Below are 18,223 nucleotides of genomic sequence, written 5' to 3' on the forward strand. Positions count from 1 at the left end.
CTGCTATTCCACCGGAATGGCAGAAACGATTCGCATCATCGGCATCGACCCGGGCCTCCGTCGCACCGGCTGGGGTCTGCTCGAAGCGCAGGGCAACAACCTCCGCTTTCTCGCATCCGGCACCGTCACATCCGACGGCGATGCGAGCTTGGCCGAACGCCTGTTGCAGCTTCATCAGGGTTTGACCGCCGTGATCGAGGAATGGTCGCCTGAAGAGGCGGCTGTCGAGCAGACCTTCGTCAACCGCGATGCGACGGCGACGCTGAAGTTGGGTCAGGCGCGCGGCATCGCTTTGCTGGTGCCCGCCCAAGCCGGGCTTTCGGTTGCCGAATACTCGCCAAATGCGGTGAAGAAGACGGTGATCGGCGTCGGCCACGGCGACAAGAAACAGATCCACATGATGGTCAAGGTCCTGATGCCCAAGGCCCGTTTCGAGGGCGACGACGCGGCCGATGCCCTTGCCATCGCCATCTGCCACGCCCACCAGCGCACCAGCGTCGTCGGACGTCTCGCGGCACTCGGTGCTTGAAGCACCGGAACGCCGCTGCCAAGTAATACGCCGGAGGTATTACCATGCGTGTGACGAGCAAAGGTCAGGTGACGATCCCCAAGGAGATCAGGGACCGGATGAAAATCGGACCGGGATCAGAAGTCGATTTCGTTGTCAGTGGAAATGTTGTCGAGCTCGTCGCTCTCAGCGAGAGCGAGGGGCAACGCCGTCGTGCGCGCAGCATTCGCGCGTGGGGCAAAAAGATGGCCGGTACACTCCATCTCGGCGGCATGACGACCGAAGAATATATCGAAGTGCTGCGGGGACCGCGTGCAGACCTCGATCCTCGTTGACACCAATATATTCATCGACCTGTTCCAGGGTGGACCGGCCAGCTACTGGTCGCTCGACGCGCTGGAGCGTGTCGGCAGTGACGCGCCGCTTTTGATGAATCCGATCGTCTGGGCCGAGATCGGTGCGCACTTCGCAAGCGAAGCCGAACTCGAAACCGCGTTCGACGATCTGCCTATCGAGAAAGTTCAGCTTCCGTTTGCTGCGGCTTTTCTGGCGGGACAAGCACATCTCTTTTATCGCCGCGCGGGCGGTACGCGTGAACGGACACTGCCGGACTTCCTGATCGGCGCTCACGCGCTCCATGGTGGTTATCGCCTCCTCACCCGCGACGCTGCGCGTTACCGAACCTATTTTCCGACACTCACCATTATCGCACCGGAAACTCACGCATGATCGGCAAGCTGACCGGGCTTCTTGACGAGATCGGCGAGGACCATTGTGTGGTCGACGTGAACGGCGTCGGTTATGTCGCGTTCTGCCCGGCACGCACGCTCGCCAACCTGCCGGGCGTGGGCGTCAAGGTGACGCTTTTCATCGAGACCTATGTGCGCGAGGACATGATCCGGCTTTACGGCTTCGTCACAAGCCTCGAACGGGAGTGGTTCCGGCTTCTGATGGGCAATGTGCAGGGCGTGGGCGCCAAGGTCGCGCTTGCCGTGCTGTCGACGCTCTCAGCTTCCGAACTCGCCAATGCGGTCGCGCTGCGCGACATCGCCATGGTCAGCCGCGCGCCGGGCGTGGGACGTAAAGTCGCCGAGCGCATCGTCAACGAATTGCAGTCCAAGGTGCCAGCCTATTCCGCGGAAGCGGCGGCCGAAATGGGCCTCAAGCAGGATATCGGCAGCGGCACGGCGCCAGCCCCTGTCGCGGATGCCGTTTCAGCCTTGGTCAATCTCGGATACGGACGCGACATCGCGGCCAATGCAGTAGCTGCGGCGCTGAAGAATGCGGGCGAGGGGCCGGATGCTGGAAAGCTTATCCGGCTCGGGCTCAAGGAACTGGCGCGATAGGAATGATTGCCTTGCGACTTGGTCGCCACTAGATGAGAATGGCGGAGGCTTTTGCTTTCCGCCTCAGCGTCGCGCCTCGATAGTCGTCTCTGCAGTTGGGTGATCCTCCAGCTTGTGCGATGACACTCGTCTCTGACATTCACCCTGCCCGACCATCCATGGAACAGTCCGTATGAGCCTGCCCCCCAGACTGATCTCCGCCGACAAGCGCGGCGAGGATGCGGATGCGGCGTTGCGGCCGCAGACCTTGGACGATTTCGTCGGGCAAGAAGCCGCGCGGGCCAATCTCAAGGTCTTCATCCAGGCCGCCAAGGGGCGCGGCGAGGCGCTCGACCATGTGCTCTTCGTCGGGCCGCCCGGCTTGGGCAAGACGACGCTCGCGCAGATCATGGCGCGCGAGATGGGCGTCAATTTCCGCTCGACCTCGGGACCGGTGATCGCCAAGGCCGGCGATCTCGCAGCTCTCCTCACCAATCTCGAAGAGCGCGACGTGCTTTTCATCGATGAAATCCACCGCCTCAATCCGGCTGTCGAGGAAATCCTTTATCCGGCGATGGAGGATTTCCAGCTCGACCTCATCATCGGCGAAGGACCCGCGGCACGCTCGGTCAAGATCGACCTTGCCAAGTTCACGCTGGTGGCGGCAACCACGCGGCTTGGGCTTTTGACCAACCCCTTGCGTGACCGCTTCGGTATTCCGGTGCGGCTCAATTTCTATACGGTGCCCGAGCTCGAACTGATCGTGCGGCGCGGTGCGCGCATCCTCGGCATGCCGCTCGCCGATGACGGCGCACTCGAGATCGCGCGCCGGGCACGCGGCACGCCCCGCATTGCCGGCCGTCTGCTACGCCGCGTGCGCGATTTCGCGGCGGTGGCCGAAGTCGAAAGCGTGGACCGCAAGATCGCCGATGCTGCACTCTCGCGGCTCGATGTGGACCGGCTTGGGCTCGACGGGCTCGACCGGCGCTATCTCACGATGATCGCGGGCAATTTCGGCGGTGGTCCGGTGGGCGTGGAGACGATCGCGGCAGGGCTGTCGGAGCCGCGCGATGCGATCGAGGATATCATCGAGCCCTATCTGATCCAGCAGGGCTTCATCCAGCGCACGCCGCGCGGGCGGGTGCTGACGGCGAATGCCTGGCGGCATCTTGGGCTTGAAGCGCCGGCGGAACTGGCGCAGGCGCAGATCAATCTTTTCCAGCAGGACGATTGATCGGCTTCATCGCCTTTATCGCATCCAAAACATTCGGCTCGGCAGACCGCCCCTCGAATTCCTCGACGATCCCGAACGCCCCGCCATAGGACCACACAGACCACGCGAAGCCATGTCGCTCGGCGTGCTCTGCCATCGCCAAAACATAGGGCGCGCGTGACGCGGCCGGCATGATCCACGCCGTTTGCCATTCCTGGCGGATCATGCCGAATTCGCCAAGCAGGATGTTTTCCGGCTTTACGCCATTCTTCTCGGCCCAGCCGGAAACCGTCTTGAACGGCACCTCCATGATCGTATCGAGCTTTTCGGGCGTATCCACCTCGGCCACCTGCTCGTCGAGATAAGCCAGCAGCCCGGCCTTGCGCGCCCACGGCGCTTCCGCGCGAATGCGTTCTTTGATCTTTTCCACGATTGCGTCCAGTTCCGCGCGGGGCACCGATGAGGGCGGGAAGGGGAGGCCGGTGACGTAGGGGATGAAGTCGCCCGCCCAAGTCGCGCCCTGATGGGTCAGCAGGAAGGGGCTATAGGAGTGGAAGGTCCAGAGCAGATTGTCGTCAGGCGTGTCGCGCGGGTCGATCTTGGCAAGCGCGTCGGCATTCGAGAAGCAGGCGCCGGTCAGGATGAGCGTGAGCCGCGTGGCGCCTGCGCGGGCCGCCGCCCACAGGCGCTTCTGCCGTTCGGGCCAGATCGCGATAGGGCTGTCGTCGCAATCGACCTGCGGCTCGTTCATCGGCTCGAAGGCGAGCATGGCCGGATCCTCGTCCTTGAGCGTATCGGCCATGCGGCGGACGATATCGACATAGGCGTCGAAGCGGGGCGGGCTCTCCATCACCTCCTTCATCCCGACGCCGCGCGAGGCGTTGGACGCGATCAGATGCATGTCCACGATCACCTTGAGCCCGACCGCATTCACGAGGCGGACGGATTCCAGCACTTCCTGGAAGAGACGGTCGTGCAGATCCTTTGCCCGATCCGACAGGAACGGGGCTGGATCGACTGGCATCCGCACGAAATCGAAGCCTGCCTTTTTCAGCGCCTCGAGCTTGGGCTTGTCCACCGTGCGCCGCCATTCGGGAAAGGGCAGGAGCACGTCGGGGCGGTCCCATTCGCTCTCAGCGGGCCATGTCGTCCAGATGTCGAGATTGATGCCGCGTCCCGGCTGGAACGTCGCTGCCTGCGCGGAAGACGCGCCCAGCATCACCATCGCCATCACTCCAGCCTTGATCGTAAAGTCCCGCAATGCCATCCGGGCATCCTCCATCCGTGCGATGGTGCTAGAGGCAGAATGCGACAGAGGAAAGCCGGATGAGCGAGCATGGTGAACGCCCAATTCCATCTGCCAGCCCGCTTTCCGGCGAACTCACGGGAGACGGGCACCGTACCTGGGCGCGCGTCTATTATGCCGATACCGACTTTTCGGGCGTCGTCTACCATGCGCGCTACCTCGAATTCCTCGAACGTGGCCGCTCCGACTTCCTGCGCCTGGTCGGCGTACATCACAACGAACTGATCGGGCAGGCGAACGCCATAGTCTGGGTGGTGCGCCGGATGGATATCCGCTTCCTGAAACCCGCCCGCATCGACGACGTACTGACGGTCGAGACCAGGACGGCTGCTGTGTCCGGGGCGCGGATCGCCATGCACCAGCGCATTCTGCGAGGCGAGGAAGCCCTCATCGAAGCGGAAGTCGAGGCGGCGACGATCGGCACGGACGGAAGGCCGCGCAGATTCCCAAGGGAATGGACCGCCGCCTTCATGCCGCAGGCCGCACGCTAACCAAGCATTAACCTCAACACTTCATGAATGAAAACGTTAGGAAGTGCCGTGAACGCTCACGCCTTCCTTTCACCAAATTTGGCCCCGAGAAGGCCGTGACATGCTTGAAGATGCCCATTCAAGGCGTTCGAGGCGCAGCGTAAAAGCCGCGCGCGACCGAAGGTGGCGGCATTTCGGGCACGGTGCGGCAGCAGCTCAGGCGCACCCTGTTCTTTTTGGGAAAAGTTCGGATGGAAACTCTTCATCTCGCTGAACCGGGCGCGTCCGTTTCGGTTTGGGCGCTGTTCTGGCAGGCCGGTCTTATCGTCAAGCTCGTGATGATCGGCCTTCTCGCCGCGTCCGTCTGGACCTGGGCCATCATCATCGACAAGGTGATTTCGTATAATCGCATGCGCGCAGCATTGAACCGCTTCGAGCAGGTTTTCTGGTCCGGCCAGTCGCTCGAGCAGCTCTACCAGAGCCTCAACGAGAAGAAGACCGCCGGCATGGGCTCGATCTTCGTCGCCGCCATGCGCGAATGGAAGAAGAGCTTCGAGAAGGGCGCGAAATCGCCGCTCGCTCTCCAGACCCGCATCGACAAGGCAATGGATCTGGCTCTTACCCGTGAGATGGAAGGGCTCGAAGGCCGCCTCGGCTTCCTCGCCACTGTCGGCTCGGCCGCGCCCTTTATCGGCCTGTTCGGCACGGTGGTCGGCATCATGACCTCGTTCCAGGCTATTGCCGGCGCGCAGTCCACCAATCTCGCGGTTGTCGCGCCGGGCATCGCCGAGGCTTTGCTCGCTACCGCCATCGGCCTGCTTGCCGCTATTCCGGCCGTTATCGCCTACAACAAGCTCTCCGCCGACGTGTCCAAGATTGGCACGCGCATGGAAGGCTTCGCCGACGAGTTCTCCGCCATCCTCTCGCGTCAGATCGACGAAAAGGTCGTGACGCGGATGGCCGCCTGAATTCGGTCGCGCGGAAAGCTTAGGAGGCGGCCATGGGCATGTCGGTTGGAGCAGCAGGGGGCGGACGCGGGCGTCGCGGCGGTCGTCGCAGCCGCAAGCACGGTGTGATGTCCGAGATCAACGTCACGCCCTTTGTGGACGTGATGCTGGTTCTCCTCATCATCTTCATGGTAGCCGCGCCCATGCTGACGGTCGGTGTGCCCGTGGATCTGCCCAAGGCTCAGGCCGAAACGCTGAATTCCGAAACCCAGCCGATCGTCGTGTCGATCCGCCAGGGTGGGGCCGTTTATCTCAACGAGACCGAGATCCCGGTCGAGGAACTCGCACCCAAGATGCAGGCCGTCGCCAAGGCCGGCTATGAAGAGCGTATCTTCGTGAAAGGCGATCGCACGGCCGATTACGGCTCGGTGGCCCAGGTGATGGCAAGCCTGCGCACCGCCGGCTATTCGAATCTCGGCCTCGTGACCGATCTGCCGGACCAGAAGAACTGAGCGTGCCATGAAGGCCGGTCTTTCGACATCCGTTATCTTCCACGCCGCCGTGCTCGGCGTCGGCTTGATCTCGCTCGGCGCGCCCAAGCCGCTGGATGCGGGCGCGACGGAGTCGTTGCCGGTTTCCGTGATCTCGTCGGAAGAACTCGCGCAGATGGTCCAGGGCGACAAGACGGCCGCCTTGAGCGAAAAGCCGGCGCCCAAGCCGACCACCAAGCCGGACGTGAAGCCCGACGCGCAGAATATCGGCGACAACGACAACGACCTGTCGACGCCGCCCACGCCCGAACCCTCGCCGCGCGAGGTGAAGCAGGCGGCGGCCCAGCCAGAATCCGAGCCCACACCCGAGCCGACCCCTGTTCCCGCGCCCGAGCCCGCTCCCAAGGTCGAACCCACTCCGAAACCCGAGCCGACGCCTGCGACCGAAACCAAGGTCGAGCCGACGCCCAAGCAGGAAGTGAAGCCAGAGCCGACGCCTGAGCAGAAAACCGCGGAGGTCACACCCGACGCGCTCAAGCTGCCCGACAGCGCGCCGTCGCCGGCCATGAAGCCCAAGCCGACACCGCCTGCCGAGGCGCAGACCGCCAAGGCGCCTGACAAGAAGGAAGCCGAGAAGCCGGCAGAGAAGAAGACCGCGCAGAAGTCGGACGCCAAGGAAAAGTCGCTCGAAGACGAAGTGGCGATGCTGCTCGACAAGCAGAAGGCCTCGGGCGGCGGTGCCAAGCGCTCGTCCGATCAGGCCTCGCTCGGCGGCAAGAAGACCACCGGCGCCAAGCTCTCGCAGGGCGAGATGGATGCGCTGCGCTCCCAGCTTTCCGGTTGCTGGAGCATTCCGGCGGGTGCGGAAGGCGTGGAAGGTTTGCGCGTTTCCGTGAGCTTCAGCCTGGATTCATCCGGTAAGCTCGATGGCCGTCCGCAGATAACCGCTTCGAGCGGCGACACGACCTTCGACCAGAGCGCGGTGCGCGCCGTGCAGAAATGCGACAATGCCGGCTTCACCCTGCCCATGGACAAAGCCGACACCTGGTCACAGGTCGTCGTCAACTTCGACCCCAGCGAAATGTTCTGACGCCTCAAGTGCAGGCGTCTCCTTCTCACCACCCACGAGGTTTGACCCGATGAAGAACCTTTTGAGGAGCCTTCTCACCGCCACCGCGCTTTCATTCGGCGCAACAGTCGCGGCCGTGCTCCCTGCCCATGCCCAGCTCGTGATCGACGTCAATCGCGGCAATGTCGAGCCGATGCCGATCGCCATCACCGATTTCCAAGGCGATGCGGTTGCCCAGGAGATTTCGCAGATCGTGCAGGCCGATCTCCAACGCTCGGGCCTCTTCGCGCCGATCGACAAGGCGGCTTTCATCGAAAAGATCACGAACCCCGATGCCGCTCCGCGTTTCGACGACTGGAAGGTGATCAATGCCCAGGCGCTCGTCACGGGCCGCGTGGGGCGTGAAGGCGACGGTCGTCTGCGTGCCGAGTTCCGCCTTTGGGACACGTTCGGCGGCCAGCAGCTGATCGGCGAGCAGTTTTTCGCCAATCCGCAGAACTCGCGCCGCGTGGCGCACATCATCGCGGACTCGATCTATGAGAAGCTGACCGGCGAGAAGGGTTATTTCGACACCCGCGTCGTCTACATCGACGAGACCGGCTCCAAGCAGAACCGCGTGAAGCGTCTCGCCATCATGGACCAGGACGGCGCCAATGTGCGCTACCTGTCCAACGGCAAGACGATTGCGATGACCCCGCGTTTCTCGCCGACGCGTCAGGAAATCACCTATATGTCCTACGAGTCCGGCCAGCCGCAGGTCTACCTGCTGCAGATCGAGACGGGGCAGCGTGAGCTCGTCGGCAACTTCCCCGGCATGACCTTTGCGCCGCGCTTCTCGCCGGACGGCCAGAAGGTCGTGATGAGCCTGCTGCGCGACGACGGCAACTCGAACATCTTCGCGATGGACCTGCGCTCGCGCACCACCACGCGTCTCACCAACTCTTCTGCCATCGACACCTCGCCGTCCTATTCGCCGGACGGCTCGCGCGTCGTCTTCACCTCGGATCGCGGTGGCCAGCCACAGATCTATGCGATGGGCGCGGACGGCTCGGGCCAGACGCGCATCTCGTTCGGCGGTGGCCAGTATTCGACGCCTGTGTGGAGCCCGCGCGGCGACCTCATCGCCTTCACCAAGCAGTCGGGCGGCCAGTTCCAGATCGGCGTGATGAAGCCCGATGGTTCGGGCGAGCGCATCCTGTCTTCCGGCAATCTTCAGGAAGGTCCGACCTGGGCGCCGAACGGGCGTGTGGTGATGTTCTTCCGTGAAGGTGGCGGCGGGCCGAAGCTTTATTCAATCGACCTCACGGGCCGCAACGAGCAGCCGATCCCGACCAAGGGCTTTGGCTCGGATCCGGCCTGGTCGCCGCTTCTCGAATGATGTGATCGGTGGGGTGGGAAACCGGTCGCGTTTCCGCCCCATTTCGCGGCCAAGGCCGCGATCATTATCGGTCGGCGAGGGTGACAGCCGGCCGAGAACGCGGAAAATCCTGAAGGGCAGGACGCGTTTCTTGAGCTTTCGGTAACCTTGTTATGGTTACTGCTTGGTCTCACAAAGCTTTCAATTCAATCGCTTGGAATTTCTCAAAGGAGTGGCGGGGATGATGGGCCGCATCGCAAGCATGAAGATCAACACGGTTGCGCTTGCGCTGGTCGCCACTTTGGCGGTCACCGGCTGCGCCTCCAAGAAGACGCCGAACAGCGCGTCCGACCTCGGCCTCGGCGGCGGTGCCGGTTCGGCCACGCCGGGCTCCAGCCAGGACTTCACGGTGAATGTGGGCGACCGCATCCTGTTCGACACGGACAGCTCCTCGATCCGCGCCGACGCACAGACCACGCTGAGCCGTCAGGCCCAGTGGCTGAACCGCTACGGCTCCTACGGCATCGTGGTCGAAGGCCATGCCGACGAGCGCGGCACCCGCGAATACAACCTCGCACTCGGCGCGCGTCGTGCGGCTGCAGCGCGCGACTACCTGATCTCGCAGGGCGTGCGCGCCAACCGCCTCAAGACGATCTCCTACGGCAAGGAGCGTCCGGTGGCCGTTTGCGAGCAGGACACCGCCTGCCAGTCGCAGAACCGTCGCGCGGTCACCGTGCTGAGCGGCGCTGGCAGCTAAAGCATTTCACAGCCGGATGGCACATCCGGCGTCCGTGAAAATGCGGCTGAGCAATGTGTTGGAGCCGCATTTCGATGCAATCGAAATGAAACAGGCTCCAACGAATGCTTGGTTGCGAGAACAAGGCCATCGTTTGGCCGAAGTCTCGCGGCTAGGTTGAACCTGCGAGGGGCAGGGGCTTATCGCCCCTGCCTTTCGTGTTTTTGGGGCACGCTTCATGAGCGGCAAGGGAAAAATGGGACTGCGAACATTGATCGGCGGCGCGCTGGCGCTGACACTACTTTCCACATCGGCTTTCGCCGACAACAAGGGCTGGGGCCTCGGCCTTCCAGGCGTTTTCGGCGGCAACAAGTCGGAAAACGCGCAGCCTGTGCAGCAGCCCGCGCCCGTGCAAATGGCGCAGGCCGGTGATCCGCGCATCACCGAGATGCAGGAACAGCTGCGCCGCATGTCGGGCACGCTGGAAGAGATGAACTTCCAGATCCTGCAGATGCAGGAGCAGATCCGCAAGCAGCAGGAAGACAACGAATTCCGCTTCCAGGAGATCGAGGGCGGCGGTGGCGCCAAGGCCAAGCCTGCCAAGAAGAGCGAAGCGGCGCCTCCCGACGACAATAATGCGGTGGCCAGCGCCACCGCACCTTCTGCTGGTGACATGTCCGGCGGTGCGCTGCCGCCGCCATCCGGCGGTCCTGCTCAAACCAATCCCGGGATGGCTGGCGCCGACATGGCGGGTGCGCCGGTCGCTGGCAGCACTGCCCCGGCAACTGGTGCGCCGGGCTTCGGCACGATCACGTTCGATGCATCCGGCAACGTCACCGGCGGCACAGTGGGTGACCAGTCGGTCATCTCGCGTGGCATCGAACGGCCGGCGGACCTGCAGCCTTCGCAGGACGGCACACAGGTCGCGGCTTTGCCTCCGAGCGACAACCCTGAAGAGGTCTACCAGAACGCGTATCAGTTCGTCCTATCGGGTGACTACAAGACGGCCGAAGCCGGTTTCCGCAACCATATCGAGCGCTTCCCGACCGATGCCCGCAACGCTGACGCGGAATACTGGCTTGGCGAGTCGCTGCTCGGGCAATCCAAATATTCCGATGCCGCCAAGGTCTTCCTGAACGCCGGCAAGGAACATCCGAAGTCAAAGAAGGCGCCCGAGATGTTGTTGAAGCTCGGCGTGTCACTGGCTGGCCTGAACCAGCGTGATGTCGCCTGCGCGACCTTTTCCGAAGTTTCCAAGCGCTACCCGAACATTTCGGCACCGCTCAAGCAGCGCCTTGCCCAAGAGAAGTCGCGTTCTTCGTGCTGACCCGCTCGCCTGCCGATACGCTTAAGCGAGGCAGGCTCGACCCGGACGCACTTATCGAACCCTTTGATATTCCGTCGGGTGCAAATCTGATCGCCGCGGTTTCCGGTGGCAGCGACTCCCTTGCCCTTCTTGATCTTCTTCACGCTGCAAGCCGCAAACGAAACTGGCGCATTCATGTTGCGACGGTCGATCACGGCTTGCGGTCGGAATCCGCCACTGAGGCTCAGACTGTCGGCGAGAGAGCAGCGTGGCTTGGCCTCCCGCACCGCGTTCTACGCTGGGAAGGCCCAAAGCCCTCGACCGGCATTCAGGCTGCCGCACGTGCCGCGCGCTATCAGCTCCTCAAAAACCACGCAGACGAGATCGGCTCGGACTTCATCCTCACTGGCCATACGCAGGACGACCAGATCGAAACAGTGCGGATGCGGGAAGTGCGCGGCAATGGGCGCGGCCTTGCGGGCATGGCGCCGGCGACATTGCTTGATGGCCGTGTCTGGCTTCTCCGCCCGCTTCTCGAAACGGGACGCCATGACCTGCGCCTTTGGCTGAACGCGCGACAGATCGATTGGATCGATGATCCGAGCAACAGCGATCCCCGCTTCGAGCGTGTACGGGTGCGGAAGGCGCAGGAATATGACAAAGGTCATATTCTCAGGCTTCGCGCGCAGGCGGAGAAGAAGCGGATCGCGTTGGGAATTGCCGCAGCCCAGATCGTCCGAAACCTGGCGGCTCAACCATCGCCCGGCCTTTTAAGTCTTGCGGCTGAAGCCTTCGCGTTCGGCGATGCCGGCCTCTACGCATTTCGCGCACTCATCGCATGCGCAGGTGGACAGGAGCATCTTCCCGATCCCTCCCGAAGCGATGCGCTGTGGCGGAAGCTCGAAGCGGGTCCGATACGCGCGAGCCTCGGCGGTGCAGTGATCGAGCGGCGCAAGGCGATGATCTGGTTGCATCGCGAGACAAGGCACATCGCAGGAATCGCCGCGCATCGCGACAAAGTGTTCGACGGCCGCTTTCGGCTGAAATCGAGTTTGCCCGGCACGATCGTTGCCAATGGCGCCGCTGCTCGCCCGACTTCTTCCCGTGCCAACGAACTGCCGCCCCGTCTTGTGTCCGGCGCAATGGCCGCGCAGCCGGCATTGCGAGGGGAGAGCGGACGACTGGTCAGGCTCGACGAAGAACGGTTCGAGCCTCTCGTTCCGCCTTTCGCCCGCATTCTTCTGGCTTTCGATACCTCTCTCGCGCAAGCGCTCGCCGGTCTCTTCGGCGCACGCAAATTTCCTTCGCCGCCTTATGCCGGCCGCAAAGACAGATTGGCTTAACTCAAGCCGCGTCCTTCGCCTTGGCAAGGGCGCGCGCCGTGCCTATGTTAGGCCGGTTACTGCCCGCTGACGCTGTGTGCCTCGTGACCCGAGGCCAACGGGAATCCTCCCACGGAACCGCAGATGAACTCGAACTACCGCAACCTCGCGCTTTGGGCGATCATCGCCGTCCTCCTGATCGCGCTCTTCAACCTCTTCCAGTCGCCACAGCAGCGCGGCGCTTCGCGCAACGTGCCCTATTCGGAATTCCTGACCGATGTGGACGCGGGCCGGGTGAAGTCGGTGACGATCACGGGCGAGCGCATCTCGGGTACCTATGTGGACAATGCCAGCGGGTTCCAGACCTATTCTCCGGGCGATTCCAACCTCGTCGACCGGCTCGAGGGCAAGAGTGTCACCATCAATGCCCAGCCTGAAACCGACGGCTCCAACTCGCTCTTCGGCATTCTGCTTTCCTGGCTGCCGATGATCCTGATCCTCGGCGTCTGGATCTTCTTCATGCGCCAGATGCAGTCGGGTTCGGGCCGCGCGATGGGCTTCGGCAAGTCCAAGGCCAAGCTGCTTACCGAAGCCCATGGCCGCGTGACCTTCGGTGACGTCGCCGGCGTGGACGAGGCCAAACAGGACCTTGAGGAAATCGTCGAGTTCCTCCGCGATCCCGGCAAGTTCCAGCGTCTCGGCGGCAAGATTCCGCGCGGCGTGCTGCTCGTGGGCCCTCCCGGCACCGGCAAGACGCTGCTCGCGCGCTCCGTCGCCGGCGAAGCCAATGTGCCGTTTTTCACCATCTCCGGCTCGGACTTCGTCGAAATGTTCGTCGGTGTCGGCGCGTCCCGCGTCCGCGACATGTTCGATCAGGCCAAGAAGAACGCACCCTGCATCATTTTCATCGACGAAATCGACGCGGTCGGCCGCCATCGCGGCGCGGGCCTCGGCGGTGGCAATGACGAGCGCGAACAGACGCTCAACCAGCTACTGGTCGAGATGGACGGCTTCGAAGCCAACGAGTCGATCATCCTGATTGCCGCGACCAACCGTCCCGACGTGCTCGACCCGGCACTTCTGCGTCCGGGCCGCTTCGACCGTCAGGTCGTCGTGCCGAACCCGGACATCAACGGCCGCGAGCGTATTCTCAAGGTGCACGTCCGCAACGTGCCGCTGGCCCCGAATGTAGATCTCAAGGTCGTCGCACGTGGCACGCCGGGCTTTTCGGGCGCGGACCTCATGAACCTCGTCAACGAAGCCGCTCTTATGGCCGCGCGCCGCAACAAGCGCCTCGTCACCATGCAGGAATTCGAGGACGCCAAGGACAAGGTAATGATGGGCGCCGAGCGCCGCTCAACTGCGATGACGCAGGCCGAGAAGGAGCTCACCGCCTATCACGAGTCCGGCCATGCCATCCTCGCGCTCAATGTGCCGGCAGCCGATCCGCTTCATAAGGCAACGATCATCCCGCGCGGTCGCGCGCTCGGTATGGTGATGCAGTTGCCTGAGGGCGACCGCTACTCGATGAGCTACAAATACATGATCTCGCGTCTTGCGATCATGATGGGTGGCCGCGTCGCGGAAGAGATGAAGTTCGGCAAGGAGAACATCACCTCGGGCGCGGCTTCCGACATCGAGCAGGCGACCAAGCTGGCGCGTGCCATGGTCACGCGCTGGGGCTTCTCCGACAAACTCGGCCACGTCGCCTATGGCGAGAACCAGGAAGAAGTCTTCCTCGGCCATTCGGTGGCGCGCACACAGAACGTTTCGGAAGAGACCGCCCAACTCATCGACGCTGAAGTTCGCCGCCTGATTGATGAAGCCTATGTCACCGCGACCGATATCCTGACGCGCAAGCGTGAGGAATGGATCGCGCTCGCCGAAGGCCTCCTCGAATTCGAAACGCTGTCGGGCGAGGAAATCAAGCAGCTCATCGCCGGCAACCGACCCAACCGCGACTCGGGCGACGACTCTTCGCCCACGCGCGGCACAGCGGTGCCCAAGGCCGGCAGCGCGTCGGGCCGCCGCAAGGGCGACGAGCCGGAGGGTGGACTGGAGCCTCAGCCGCAGGGCTAGTCCATACTTTCCATGAGTGGAAATCTATAGCAGGCTGCATGTCCAACTTTCAGGACATGCAGCCTGTTTCCATTTCGGCTGCCCTTTGTCCTGAAGCGTTCAAAGTCAGTGAGGGCAGAGGCACGTGGAATTCGAGAAAGGCGGCATCTGGCGCAACTGGGTGGGCAACCAGTATTGTGTTTCCCAGTACAAGGCCGCACCGCAAACCGAAGCGGAACTGATCGAACTCGTTCGTGAGGCGGACCGCCGCGATCTCGGCGTGCGCGTCTCCGGGTCGGGCCATTCCTTCACCCCGGTCGTCGGAACGAGCGGTCTTCTCCTCTCGCTTGCCGATCTGCGCGGCGTTCGAGCGATCGATCACGGCCGCAAGCAAGTGACGGTGGCGGGTGGCACGCGCATCAATGAACTCGGCAAGGCGCTGAAAGCTGAAGGCCTGTCGCTGATCAATCAGGGCGACATCGACAGTCAGGCCGTCGCAGGCGCCTTTACCACAGGCACCCATGGCACCGGCCTCAAGCTCGGCAATCTCGCTTCGTCTATCGCCGGCATGCGCATCGTCAAGGCGGATGGCGAAGTGCTCGACATCGATGGGAGCGACGAGGATCTCCTGCACGCCGCGCAGGTGTCGGTCGGCACGCTCGGCATCATTTCCGCCATGACGCTGAATGTCACGGAAGCCTACAACCTGCACGAAAAGCTCTGGCGCGACGATTTCGAGACCTGCATGGAGCGCCATGACGAGCTCGCCGCGCAGCACCGCCACTTCGGCTTCTTCTGGTGCCCGACGCCCGAAAGCCGCCACCTCTATTGCCTCGCCGATACGTCCGACTCGCCATTCTCCTCCACCAGGGCGCAAGCAGACATTTGCGAGATGAAGGTGATGGACATATCCGATGCGGCACCCATGGAGCGCCCATTCGAGAAGATTGCCTACAGCTCCGATGTCTATCCGATCGAGTATGTACCGAACTTCGTCGAGCTCGAATATGCCGTGCCGGTGGAACACGGAAAGGCGGCCGTGCGCGCGGTGCGGGAGTTGATGCTCAACAAGCACACGAACTGCATCTACCCGATCGAGTACCGCTTCACGGCGGGCGATCCGGCGTGGATGAGCCCATTCCACCATCAGGACAGCATCACTCTCTCGGTGTCAGGCGGGCCGGGCATCGACTATTGGGATTATCTGCGTGATGTGGACCAGATCCTGCGCCGGTACAATTCGCGCCCGCACTGGGGCAAGATGCACTTTCTCGATACGGAAGACGTGACCAGGCTTTATCCGCGTGCCGACGACTTCCGCGCCTTGCGCCGCCGGCTCGATCCCAAGGGCCGTTTCCTCAACGACCATCTGCGCATGCTCCTCGGCTGAAACATCATGTGACGAGACAAGGTGGAATTTCGGCTGTCCGGTCGCGTCTTTCGGACTACGGGACGGGGGGATGGGTACCCCGATTGCCGAACTCCTGTGCCGCTTCCAGATGGTCTAGCCTGAAAGCACGGCCGACTTCGCCAGATCATGGTTCAGCATTTCTTAAAGCAACGGACCGATGATCTGCGCTCTTCGACTTGCCGGCTCAGCGTTACAGCGGCTCATATAATGTGAGCGGCGTGGCGCGCCGGTTTGTGGCAAAGGCGACATAAGTTTCCCTGGGGGATTTGCATGTCCAAGCGCTATTTCGGAACAGACGGCATTCGTGGCCGCGCCAATCGCTTCCCGATGACGCCCGAGGTGGCGATGAAGGTCGGCATGGCGGCAGGCATGTCGTTCCAGCGCGGCAAACACCGCCATCGTGTTGTGCTGGGCAAGGACACGCGGCTGTCGGGCTACATGCTGGAAAACGCGATGGTCGCGGGCTTCTGCGCGGCCGGCATGGACGTGTTCCTGCTCGGGCCCATGCCCACGCCCGCGGTCGCGATGCTCACGCGCTCGTTGCGTGCGGATATCGGCGTGATGATCTCGGCCTCGCACAACCCTTACCATGACAACGGCATCAAGCTGTTCGGGCCGGACGGCTACAAGCTCTCCGACGAGATCGAGAACCGCATCGAAGCGATGCTGGATGAGGAGATCGATATCGTTCTGGCCGACTCCGACCTGCTCGGCCGTGCCAAGCGTATCGACGGCGTGCATGACCGTTACATCGAGGCGGCCAAGCGTACACTGCCGCGCAACATGTCACTCGAAGGCCTGCGCATCGTGATCGATTGCGCCAATGGCGCCGCTTACAAGGTGGCCCCCGAAGTGCTCTGGGAACTGGGTGCCGAGGTCATTGCCATCCATACCGAGCCGAACGGCTTCAACATCAACAAGGAATGTGGTTCGACCGCGCCTGAAAGCCTGATCGCCAAGGTGCATGAGGTGCGCGCCGATATCGGCATCGCACTCGACGGTGACGCCGACCGCATGGTGATCGTAGACGAAAACGGTACGCTGGTGGATGGCGACCAGGTGATGGCACTGATCGCCGAATCCTGGGCCGAAGACGGCCGCCTGACCGGCAATGGCCTCGTCGCGACCGTGATGAGCAATCTCGGCCTCGAGCGCTTCATCCAGTCCAAGGGCATGGAACTGCACCGCACCAAGGTGGGCGACCGCTATGTGGTCGAGCACATGCGCGCCAACGGCTTCAATGTGGGCGGCGAACAGTCGGGCCACATCGTCTTGTCGGACTTCTCAACCACGGGTGATGGCCTCGTCTCGGCCCTTCAGGTTCTTGCCTGCGTGAAAGCATCCGGCAAACCCGTGAGCGAGGTGGCGCGCCGCTTCGAACCCGTGCCGCAACTTCTCAAGAACGTGCGTTTCGGGGGAGGGCGTCCGCTGGAGGAAGCATCCGTCAAGTCCGCCATCGCCGACGCCGAATCCATGCTCGGCAGGAGCGGCCGCCTCGTGATCCGTCCCTCCGGCACCGAGCCTCTGATCCGCGTCATGGCGGAAGGCGACGATCCACGCCTCGTGGAAGAGGTCGTCAATGGCCTCGTTGACGTGATCGGCCAGGTTCGCAGCGCCGCCTGAACAGCGAGAAAAGAGTTTGAGTCAAGGCCGGGCCTGAAAAGGCTCGGCCTTCTATATTCTCCTCCACGTGCCGTGCGTGCACCGATCGGTAAGGTTAAAAAGCACGGTTAAGTCGTCTTTAACCGAAACGCTTCATTATCCATTCCCGAAGCCAATTCACCGGGCCGTATGCGTCCCGATAGTGTTTTTGAGGGGTGTGGACATGCGAGATTTCGTGAAGACATTGCTGCTCGGTGCAGCCTTGGCCGGCCTCGGGGCCACCCAGGGCTGGGCCGCCGATCTGGCCGAGCCTGTGGTCGAACAGGCGCCTGCGCAGGTTGCCTATGCCGAACCTTACAGCGGCTGGTACATTCGCGGCGACGTCGATTACCACTGGTCCAAGTTCAAGGAAGGCGAGTATGTCCGCTATGGCGACCCGACCTTCGAAGATGGCCGACGCGGGACGATCGACGGCGATCTGGATGAAGCCTGGTCGGGCGGTGTCGGCCTCGGCTATCAGATCAATCGTCATCTGCGCACCGATTTGACCGTGGACTATCTCGGCAAGGCCGATTTCCGCGGCGACACGGTGGGCGAGTGCTTGTCCGACCCGCTTCTGACCTGCACCTCGACGGACCGCTCTTCCTACAGTGCCTGGCTCCTGCTCGCCAATGTCTATGCGGAACTCGGCACCTATCACGGCTTCACGCCTTACATCGGCGCCGGCATCGGCGGTGCTCATGTGAAGTGGGACAAGCTCACCAACACCATCGAGGACGAGTCCTTCGAGCATGACGGCGAGAAGGGATGGCGTTTTGCCTATGCCCTGATGGCGGGCACGTCATACTGCCTGACCAAGAACCTCGACCTCGACATCGGCTACCGTTACGCCCATGTCGAAGGCGGCGACATGTTCGGTTATGCGAGCGGCGTCGGCCCAGGCGAGGATGGCGGCATCAACGTGCACGAAGTGCGCGGCGGCCTGCGCTACAAGTTCGGCGGCGGGCGTTCCGAATGCGGTGCACCCGAGCCGGTAGCCTATGAGCCGGTCGAGCCGGTCTATACCAAGTAATCATTTGATCCGAACTGTTGTCGAAGCCGT

General features: G+C 62.8%; 18 protein-coding genes. 17 read left to right on the top strand and 1 reads right to left on the bottom strand.

The genetic code is table 11. The annotated features are described in order from the left end of the window. Positions 1-16: 16 nt before the first annotated feature. The 5 genes from ruvC (at position 17) to ruvB (ending at position 3,067) form a co-directional block, all read left to right on the top strand. Positions 17-529, top strand: coding sequence for a crossover junction endodeoxyribonuclease RuvC (gene ruvC, locus NGM99_RS00060; RefSeq protein WP_252815008.1), 513 nt, complete (start codon positions 17-19; stop codon positions 527-529). Positions 530-573: 44 nt separating this feature from the next. Beyond that, positions 574-843, top strand: a complete 270-nt coding sequence (locus tag NGM99_RS00065) for an AbrB/MazE/SpoVT family DNA-binding domain-containing protein (protein WP_252815009.1) — start codon at positions 574-576, stop codon at positions 841-843. Beyond that, positions 821-1,237, top strand: coding sequence for a type II toxin-antitoxin system VapC family toxin (locus tag NGM99_RS00070; RefSeq protein ID WP_252815010.1), 417 nt, complete (start codon positions 821-823; stop codon positions 1,235-1,237). Before NGM99_RS00065 ends, NGM99_RS00070 begins: the two co-directional genes overlap by 23 nt. Continuing rightward, positions 1,234-1,854, top strand: a complete 621-nt coding sequence (gene ruvA / locus NGM99_RS00075; protein WP_252815011.1) for a Holliday junction branch migration protein RuvA — start codon at positions 1,234-1,236, stop codon at positions 1,852-1,854. Before NGM99_RS00070 ends, ruvA begins: the two co-directional genes overlap by 4 nt. Before the next feature lie 172 nt (positions 1,855-2,026). Further along, entirely contained in the window at positions 2,027-3,067 is a 1,041-nt protein-coding gene (gene ruvB / locus NGM99_RS00080; RefSeq protein ID WP_252815012.1) for a Holliday junction branch migration DNA helicase RuvB, read from the top strand. Here the strand turns inward: ruvB and NGM99_RS00085 are convergent. After that, positions 3,042-4,313, bottom strand: a complete 1,272-nt coding sequence (locus tag NGM99_RS00085; protein ID WP_252815013.1) for a glycoside hydrolase family 5 protein — start codon at positions 4,311-4,313, stop codon at positions 3,042-3,044. The two genes, ruvB and NGM99_RS00085, sit on opposite strands and share 26 nt — an antisense overlap. Before the next feature lie 59 nt (positions 4,314-4,372). Here NGM99_RS00085 and ybgC point away from each other — a divergent pair, with 59 nt between their 5' ends. The 12 genes from ybgC (at position 4,373) to NGM99_RS00145 (ending at position 18,193) form a co-directional block, all read left to right on the top strand. Further along, positions 4,373-4,843 carry a tol-pal system-associated acyl-CoA thioesterase gene (ybgC, locus tag NGM99_RS00090; protein ID WP_252815014.1) on the top strand — a complete coding sequence of 157 codons (471 nt, stop codon included), beginning with the start codon at positions 4,373-4,375 and terminating at the stop codon, positions 4,841-4,843. A 230-nt stretch (positions 4,844-5,073) separates the two neighbouring features. Further along, positions 5,074-5,790, top strand: a complete 717-nt coding sequence (tolQ, locus tag NGM99_RS00095; RefSeq protein ID WP_252815015.1) for a protein TolQ — start codon at positions 5,074-5,076, stop codon at positions 5,788-5,790. Between the two features lie 32 nt (positions 5,791-5,822). Further along, the gene (gene tolR / locus NGM99_RS00100; protein ID WP_252815016.1) at positions 5,823-6,281 is read left to right on the top strand and encodes a protein TolR; all 459 of its coding nucleotides are present in this window, start codon (positions 5,823-5,825) and stop codon (positions 6,279-6,281) included. Between the two features lie 7 nt (positions 6,282-6,288). Then, complete coding sequence (locus tag NGM99_RS00105; protein ID WP_252815017.1) at positions 6,289-7,350, top strand: TonB family protein; 1,062 nt, start codon at positions 6,289-6,291, stop codon at positions 7,348-7,350. Between the two features lie 49 nt (positions 7,351-7,399). After that, positions 7,400-8,707, top strand: a complete 1,308-nt coding sequence (gene tolB / locus NGM99_RS00110; RefSeq protein ID WP_252815018.1) for a Tol-Pal system beta propeller repeat protein TolB — start codon at positions 7,400-7,402, stop codon at positions 8,705-8,707. A gap of 223 nt (positions 8,708-8,930) precedes the next feature. After that, a complete protein-coding gene (gene pal, locus NGM99_RS00115) occupies positions 8,931-9,443 on the top strand; it encodes a peptidoglycan-associated lipoprotein Pal (protein ID WP_252815019.1) in 513 nt (170 codons plus the stop codon). Positions 9,444-9,660: 217 nt separating this feature from the next. Further along, positions 9,661-10,749 carry a tol-pal system protein YbgF gene (gene ybgF / locus NGM99_RS00120; RefSeq protein ID WP_353937355.1) on the top strand — a complete coding sequence of 363 codons (1,089 nt, stop codon included), beginning with the start codon at positions 9,661-9,663 and terminating at the stop codon, positions 10,747-10,749. Next, the gene (tilS, locus tag NGM99_RS00125) at positions 10,743-12,071 is read left to right on the top strand and encodes a tRNA lysidine(34) synthetase TilS (protein WP_252815020.1); all 1,329 of its coding nucleotides are present in this window, start codon (positions 10,743-10,745) and stop codon (positions 12,069-12,071) included. Before ybgF ends, tilS begins: the two co-directional genes overlap by 7 nt. 123 nt (positions 12,072-12,194) lie before the next feature. Beyond that, complete coding sequence (ftsH, locus tag NGM99_RS00130; RefSeq protein WP_252815021.1) at positions 12,195-14,129, top strand: ATP-dependent zinc metalloprotease FtsH; 1,935 nt, start codon at positions 12,195-12,197, stop codon at positions 14,127-14,129. 124 nt (positions 14,130-14,253) lie between these two features. Then, positions 14,254-15,498: a D-arabinono-1,4-lactone oxidase gene (locus NGM99_RS00135; protein WP_252815022.1), complete on the top strand. Its 1,245-nt coding sequence runs from the start codon at positions 14,254-14,256 to the stop codon at positions 15,496-15,498. Positions 15,499-15,789: 291 nt separating this feature from the next. Beyond that, positions 15,790-17,142: a phosphoglucosamine mutase gene (gene glmM, locus NGM99_RS00140; RefSeq protein WP_252815023.1), complete on the top strand. Its 1,353-nt coding sequence runs from the start codon at positions 15,790-15,792 to the stop codon at positions 17,140-17,142. Between the two features lie 202 nt (positions 17,143-17,344). Next, entirely contained in the window at positions 17,345-18,193 is an 849-nt protein-coding gene (locus NGM99_RS00145) for an outer membrane protein (RefSeq protein ID WP_252815024.1), read from the top strand. The last annotated feature ends 30 nt before the right edge of the window (positions 18,194-18,223 follow it).

The organism is Mesorhizobium liriopis, assembly GCF_024053505.1.
Classification (GTDB): domain Bacteria; phylum Pseudomonadota; class Alphaproteobacteria; order Rhizobiales; family Rhizobiaceae; genus Mesorhizobium_B; species Mesorhizobium_B liriopis.